Genomic DNA, 6,274 nt, shown 5'->3' on the forward strand with positions numbered 1-6,274 from the left:
CCGGGCGGTCCGGCGCATCTTGCGGTTATGCACGCAGGAGAGGCCCGGAAAAATTCCGTCGGAACGGCGCTGCCGCGTTCAGGATGCGGCGGGCCCGCGCGAGGGCGCGAGCCGTGAACGCGCGGGCGTGTCCTGCGGGTGACGGCGGTCCGCTCAAGCCCGGAGGCGGCGGCATGGCTTTGCCCTCACACCGCGATTCCGGGCGCGGCACGCGCTAGGGGAAAATTTTGTCGATTTTCTGTTTCATGGTGTCGGCGGTGAACGGCTTGACAATGTAATTGGACACCTTGGCCTGCACCGCTTCGATGATATTTTCCTGCTGGGCCTCGGCCGTGACCATCAGGAAGGGAATGTCGGCGAACTGCTCGCTGGCGCGCACTTTGCGCAGCAGGTCGATGCCGGTCATCTGGGGCATGTTCCAGTCGGAAACGATGAACTCGATTTTTTCCCGGTTGAGAACTTCCCAGGCCGTGGTGCCGTCGTCGGCCTCCACCACGTTATTGAAGCCGAGCTGGCGCAGAATGTTGCGCACAATACGGCGCATGGTGGAAAAGTCATCCACGACGAGGACACGCATATTGGGATTGTAAGGCATGACATATACTCCTTCGACGATCCGGGCGAAACAGCCGGAGACGCTGGCGCGTCCGCGCCGCAAAGGCCGCAGTCCGGTTCCGCTACATTTCCGCGGCGCCGTACAGACTGGCAAACTCTTTGCGCAGGCGGCCCAGAGCCTGCGAATGCAACTGCGAGACGCGGCCTTCGGTAATACCCATGATTTCAGCCGTTTCACGCATGTTTAATTCGTCTGTATAATATAATGAGAGTACCAACTTTTCTCTAGGCGTCAAGCGCTCGATCAGCGGGGCCACGCGTTCCACAAGTTCCCGCAGGGCCGTGTTGCTGTAGGGTTCGCCGCCGCTTTCCGGCCCGTCGCCGGCCAGGGTGTCCTGAATGGCGTCTAGGGAGAGCCAGAGCTGGTTCTGCAGGGCTTCCAGGCCTTGGCGCACGTCGCGCAGTTCCAGGCCGGTGATGTCTTGCAGTTCCTCTTCAGTGGCCTGGCGGCCCTGCTCGTGCTCCACTTTGCGTATGGCCTCGTCCAGCACGCGCACGCGCTGGCGCAGAGAGCGGGGGAACCAGTCCAGGCGGCGCAACTCGTCCAGCATGGCCCCGCGGATGCGGTTTTCCGCGTAGGTCTCAAAGCGGATGCCCAACTGCGGACGAAATTTGCCCAGAGCTTCCATGAGGCCCAGAGTGCCGGAGCTGATCATCTCGCCCAATTCCACGCTGCGGGGCAGCTTGGATTTGAGCCGCAGAGCCAGAAAGCGGATCTTGGGCGCGTAGTGCCGCACCACCTCTTCCTGTTCCGCCGAGGAGAAATCCTCCCAGGCTGTGGCGCCGGTTTCAAGCGCTTCCCAGGGACTTGCCTGTTGTGCTTGCGCTGTGCCGGTTTTCATGTCGTGTTCCTTTCCGGTTCGTGCCTCTTCTTCCTCCGGCATGCCCGCATGCCGCGTTGTGTTGCCGCCGTCCTCAGCCCGCCCGGCCGGACGACGGAGTAATAATCCCGTTGAGAGTATTGTATCGTATCGCTTTCATTCTCTTGCATGCCGCCGTGACGCGGGTATCAATGAAAGAGCAGTTTCTTCCAGAAAAATTTGATGTTGCCGTCCAGGTTTTTCGGCGCTTCCCAGGCCGTAATGCTTCTGGCCAGTTGCATCACGGCTTTGGCCGCCGGGCTCTGGGGCTCGCTGACGCAGAAAGGCAGCTGCTGCACCACGGCCTTGCGCACGCCCGTGTCGCGCGGAATCACGCCCACCAGGTCCAGGGAGACGCCGCTGAGAAAGTGGTCGCAGGCCTGGTGCAGACGGATGAACATGTCCTTGGCGGTCTTGAGGTCCGGGGCCATGTTGACGCAGACCTTGAAATGCTCCACCCCGTGGGTCAGCTTGAGCACCTTGATCAGGGCGTAGGCGTCGGTCAGCGACGTGGGTTCGGGGGTGAGCACCACCAGCCGTTCCTGGGCGGCCAGGTTGAAATAGAGCACATTGTCGCTGATGCCCGCGCCGGTATCCACAATGAGATAATCCAGCTCGTCCTCCAGCTCGCCCACGGCTTCCAGCAGTTCCAGCTTCTGGCCGGTGGACAGGGTGAGCATTTCGCTCACGCCCGAGGAGGCCGGCAGAATGGAAAAGCCGTAGGGCGTGGGAAAGAGGATCTCCCGCAGTGACGCGCCCTCGTGGAAGAGGTGGAAAAGATTTTTCTGCGGGGTCAGGCCCAGCAACACGTCCACATTGGCAAGTCCCAGGTCCGCGTCGATCAGCGCCACGCGCTTGTTGAGCTGGGCCAGGCAGAGCGCCAGGTTGACCGAAAGATTGGTCTTGCCGACGCCGCCCTTGCCGGAAGTGACGGAAAATACCAGGGGGAATGTGCCGCTCATCTGTCTGCTCCGCATTGTTTGTATGAGCCCGGTCAGGCTCAGGCCGCTTGGCCGGGGATTTGCCGTTTGAAGATCAGCCGCCAGATCAGCGGTTCCGTGGCCGGGGCGAGGCTTTCCTTGAGCTCCGCGCCGAAGGACAGCGCCGAAACCGGCAGCCCGGCCGCGCAGGCCACATTGACGATGCTGCCGAAGCTCACGGCCTCGTCCAGTTTGGTCCAGACCAGACTGCCCGGCCCGTCGCTCTGATAGCGCCGTAAAAATTCCTGTGTCTGAAGCGCGTCGCAAAAGGGAGAGAGCACCAGATGCGTGGCGGTCTCCGGCATGTCCAGGCCCATGTCCGCCCGCCACTGGGCGAGATTTTGGCCGCGCGCCAGGCCCGGCACGTCAACGAACACGGCGCGGGCGTTTTTTGCGGCGGCCAGGGCCTGTTCCATGCCGGCCCTGTCCGGGGCTTCCATATAGGTGAAGTTGGAAAGCTCCGCCCAGTGGCGCAGGGTCAGGCGGCCGTTGCCGCGCAGGCAGTCGGCGTTGATGAAGGCGATGCGCGCTTCGGGTTCGTTTTTGCGCAGATGCAGGGCAAAGCGCAGGCCGGTGCTGGTTTTGCCGAAGCCGAAAGGCCCCACCAGCAGATGCACACGCTGGCTCCATTGCGCCGGGCCCCAGGCTTTGACCGGCACCATGCCGCAGAGGCATTCCAGCACCGACGCGCCGGGGTCGGCGAGCAGGCGCTTGTACAGATCCACGGCCACGGCGTCGGAAACGCCCTCGCGTTGCAGATACTCCAAGGCCACGCGCTGCCGGGGGGTCAGGCGCTCCAACTGGATGGCGGGCTTCATCAGGGCAAAGAGCTGATCCTTGATCTGCATCCACTCTTTGTGCCATTCGCCCCAACCGCTGGGCGCGCCCGAAGCCGGAGCGGCTTCGCCGGGGGCCTGCCGCTCAAGTCCGGCGGTGATTTCATGACAGACCACGCCGTTTTTGCGGTAGGTGCGATTGCCCAGGATGACGGCCTCAGGCCCCATTTCAGCCTTGATCCGGGCAAGAACCTCTTGCGATGTGGCGCCGGTGAATGTCTTTACCTGCATGGTCCGTTCCTTTGCCTCGCGGCTTGCGCCGCCGGTTGTTGCCTGTGCGTGCCGTCCGCCGTGTCGCTTGTCTGACGGCGAAAAGAGAAATGCAAAATAGGGGCCAAAATAAAAACGTCCTCCCGTAACAAAGGAGGATGTTTTTGTTTCGACCCCGGATGAGAAGCCCCGGAGGCGGTTTTTGTTTCGGCCCCGGAAAAAAGCCGTTCAGGCGGCGGAACAATCCCGAGCAGCATTTCCCGCAGGGCCGCCTTTTTTCTGCTGCTCTTCCAGGCGCGCCACACGCGCGTTCAGGTCGCTGTTTTCCTTCCAGAGACGGCGGTTTTCCGTGTTCAGCTCCCGCCGTTCCTCTTCCAGCTTTTCCAGCTTTTCTTCCAGCTTCAGGCAGCGCGCGCAGTACGGCGCGGCCGTTTCCGGCGGCGGGCCTGATTCCCGCGGGCGGGGCGCGGCGTCGGCGCGCATGGGGCCGCGCCCGGAGAGCAGCCATTCGACTGAAAATCCGGTCTGCCGACAAATTTTCAGGGCCACGTCCGTGTTGGGCAGATTTTCGTCCCGCTCATAGCCGCCCAGCGAACCCTTGCTGACGCCGATCAAGGCCGCGAAAGCCCCCTGCGGGGTTTTGCCGCGCGCCAGACGGATGCGTGCTCCCAGCGTGTCCATAGAATAAATTTCCGTCGCCCGGAGATCTATCCTATCTGACTGAAATTTTGGAACAAAAATAGAATTTCAGAATATTAATAGGACATATTTTACTTTCTGGTCAATATTTCAGTTGAATTGGCTGAAATTTTGTTCTAACCAGAGATTGCGGGCGGTAAAAGTTCGTATTTCGCAAGCCGACTTTACCCGCCCCGCATTCGGAAAGCAATGTCCGGTTCCGTCCGGCGCGGCTGCTGCCGCGCGCATCCTTCAGGATGACGGACGGCCCGGAGAGGAGGCGGCATGGCGGCGAAACGCTGACATCCTTTCTGGGGCCGGAGCGCCCGTACGGGCTCTCCGGACGTGTCCTTTTTTGCGGCCGGTAAAGACCGGAAGGCTTCAGACGCGCCGAAAACGCGTGGTCTTGTTTTGCACTCTCACGGCGGCGGAGCCCGGCCCGGAAGCCGGGGTCGCGCGGGGCCTCATGCCGTCCGCACCGGGGCCGCTCAGGCCAGAGGCCTTATTCCGGACCTGAAAAGCAGAAAAAACGGCATGTTACACTGCACTTCCGACAGATATCAAAAATGTCCTCACGCATATCCAGCGGATATGTATACAATTCATCGACAGATGTACTGTCAATGAGTTGTTGAATAATGATACTTTCAGCCGCCTAAATTTGCAATAGCATATCTCTGATAAAAAATTCCCAATTTCTACTTTATAAAAATATTCATTATTTCACAAAGATAGCTCTCCCACAAATTCTCGAAGCCCAGCCGGAAACCGACAGTACATCTGTCGGCAAAGGAAGGGAGCATTGGGCTCCGTATGAATTCTTAAGGAGCGGATGCTCCTGGGAGGTATGCTATGCTAACGAAGGGCGCTATCGGCAATCTTGTCAATAAATATCGGGCTGTGCTTAAAAAATGCCGCCTGCTGAACCTGTTCGGCACCCTGGCCCTGACGGGCGCGCTGACCGTGGGCGCGGCGGGCATGGCCGGGGCGGCTCCCGTACCTGCCCCCTGGGATGGGGAGACGGTTACCATAGGCACAAGCAAAACTGAAAATGTCAGCACACTCTTTGACATCGTTCCGGATAAGGATCAGAGCGGCGGCAAAAACGTCGCCACCACAACGCTGACTATTGACGGCGGCGCGTTGTCGCTGAGCAATGGCGCTCGCCTCGTGCATTACAACTATGACGGGCAATCCGGCGTGACGACCGGCATGGACGTGACCATGAAGAGCGGCTCGCTGACCGTGGACGGGAGCAGCGCGTACACCAGCATGGACGTCAACACCGCGCGCATTGAGGGCGGCACGGTGGAGCTGACCGGCAAAGCGGGCGCGGCCTGGGAAAATGCCGCCTACATCGGCGCCTACAAGGGCATGGACATCACCGGCGGCACCGTCAACATGCAGATCAACAGTGAGCTCTTCGCCGGAAATCACTTCTCCATTACCGGCGGCACCATCAATATGCAGGGCACCGACACCAGCGGCGGTTTCGGCAACAACGCGGCCCATATCATGTTTACCAGTGAGAACACCATCGGCGGCACGGCTCAGATCAATGTGGTGAACGGAAAATACGGCGTCATCACCACCGGCCCAGAGCTGAATATTACGGACGGCAAGATCAATGTTGCGGGCAATCTCCTGCTCCAGTCCGATGTGACGCGGGGAGCGTCTCTTATGTACGCCGGTGACGAAACTTCCACGGTCAACCAGACCGGCGGCACGGTGGCGGTGGCTTCCACCGGCGCGCTGAACATCAATAAGGGCGTGGAATACAATCTCAACGGCGGCACGCTGAGCAATGCGGGGACCCTGCATGTTGAAGGCGAACTTAATCTGAACAACAACATGACGTTGGCGGAGCTGACGGCCGGGACAGGCAAGGTCTATGTCGGTTACGATCCCGATAACAGTGGCAATGACAGGGACGGATATGCCAAGATTCGTCTGGGTACGGCGGAAACTCTGGCTACCTCGGCGTTGGGCGATAAGGGTGACGGCAAATCGATTACAGTGGATGCCAACGGCAGCCTTCAGGTCCAGAATCTGACTTTGACCGGTGATTCTCTGTCGATCAATAAAGAGGGAAGAA

6 protein-coding genes are annotated in these 6,274 nt (G+C 60.2%); 1 reads left to right on the plus strand and 5 read right to left on the minus strand.

The features are described 5' to 3' along the window. Positions 1 to 214: 214 nt before the first annotated feature. The 5 genes from KH208_RS08740 to KH208_RS08760 all read right to left on the minus strand — a co-directional run bounded on the left by KH208_RS08740 (position 215) and on the right by KH208_RS08760 (position 4,182). Positions 215 to 595, minus strand: coding sequence for a chemotaxis response regulator CheY (locus tag KH208_RS08740; RefSeq protein ID WP_291435548.1), 381 nt, complete (start codon positions 593 to 595; stop codon positions 215 to 217). An 82-nt stretch (positions 596 to 677) separates the two neighbouring features. Further along, positions 678 to 1,457: a FliA/WhiG family RNA polymerase sigma factor gene (locus KH208_RS08745; protein WP_291435550.1), complete on the minus strand. Its 780-nt coding sequence runs from the start codon at positions 1,455 to 1,457 to the stop codon at positions 678 to 680. 167 nt (positions 1,458 to 1,624) lie between these two features. Further along, positions 1,625 to 2,437 carry a MinD/ParA family protein gene (locus KH208_RS08750; RefSeq protein ID WP_008683388.1) on the minus strand — a complete coding sequence of 271 codons (813 nt, stop codon included), beginning with the start codon at positions 2,435 to 2,437 and terminating at the stop codon, positions 1,625 to 1,627. A 38-nt stretch (positions 2,438 to 2,475) separates the two neighbouring features. Further along, a complete protein-coding gene (locus tag KH208_RS08755) occupies positions 2,476 to 3,522 on the minus strand; it encodes a flagellar biosynthesis protein FlhF (RefSeq protein ID WP_291435552.1) in 1,047 nt (348 codons plus the stop codon). A gap of 207 nt (positions 3,523 to 3,729) precedes the next feature. Then, positions 3,730 to 4,182, minus strand: a complete 453-nt coding sequence (locus KH208_RS08760; RefSeq protein WP_291435554.1) for a helix-turn-helix transcriptional regulator — start codon at positions 4,180 to 4,182, stop codon at positions 3,730 to 3,732. Positions 4,183 to 5,031: 849 nt separating this feature from the next. Between KH208_RS08760 and KH208_RS08765 the strand changes: the two genes are divergently transcribed. Continuing rightward, positions 5,032 to 6,274, plus strand: a 1,243-nt coding sequence (locus KH208_RS08765; RefSeq protein WP_291435555.1) for a hypothetical protein, incomplete at its 3' end; no start/stop codon positions are given.

It is taken from the genome of Desulfovibrio sp. (assembly GCF_018379785.1).
In the GTDB taxonomy this organism is placed as follows: Bacteria; Desulfobacterota; Desulfovibrionia; order Desulfovibrionales; family Desulfovibrionaceae; genus Desulfovibrio.

Bases quoted from the DNA above. Each gene is read 5' to 3' on its own strand.
- KH208_RS08740 (WP_291435548.1), bottom strand. From the start codon at position 595: ATGCCTTACAATCCCAATATGCGTGTCCTCGTCGTGGATGACTTTTCC.
- KH208_RS08745 (WP_291435550.1), bottom strand. From the start codon at position 1,457: ATGAAAACCGGCACAGCGCAAGCACAACAGGCAAGTCCCTGGGAAGCG.
- KH208_RS08750 (WP_008683388.1), bottom strand. From the start codon at position 2,437: ATGAGCGGCACATTCCCCCTGGTATTTTCCGTCACTTCCGGCAAGGGC.
- KH208_RS08755 (WP_291435552.1), bottom strand. From the start codon at position 3,522: ATGCAGGTAAAGACATTCACCGGCGCCACATCGCAAGAGGTTCTTGCC.
- KH208_RS08760 (WP_291435554.1), bottom strand. From the start codon at position 4,182: ATGGACACGCTGGGAGCACGCATCCGTCTGGCGCGCGGCAAAACCCCG.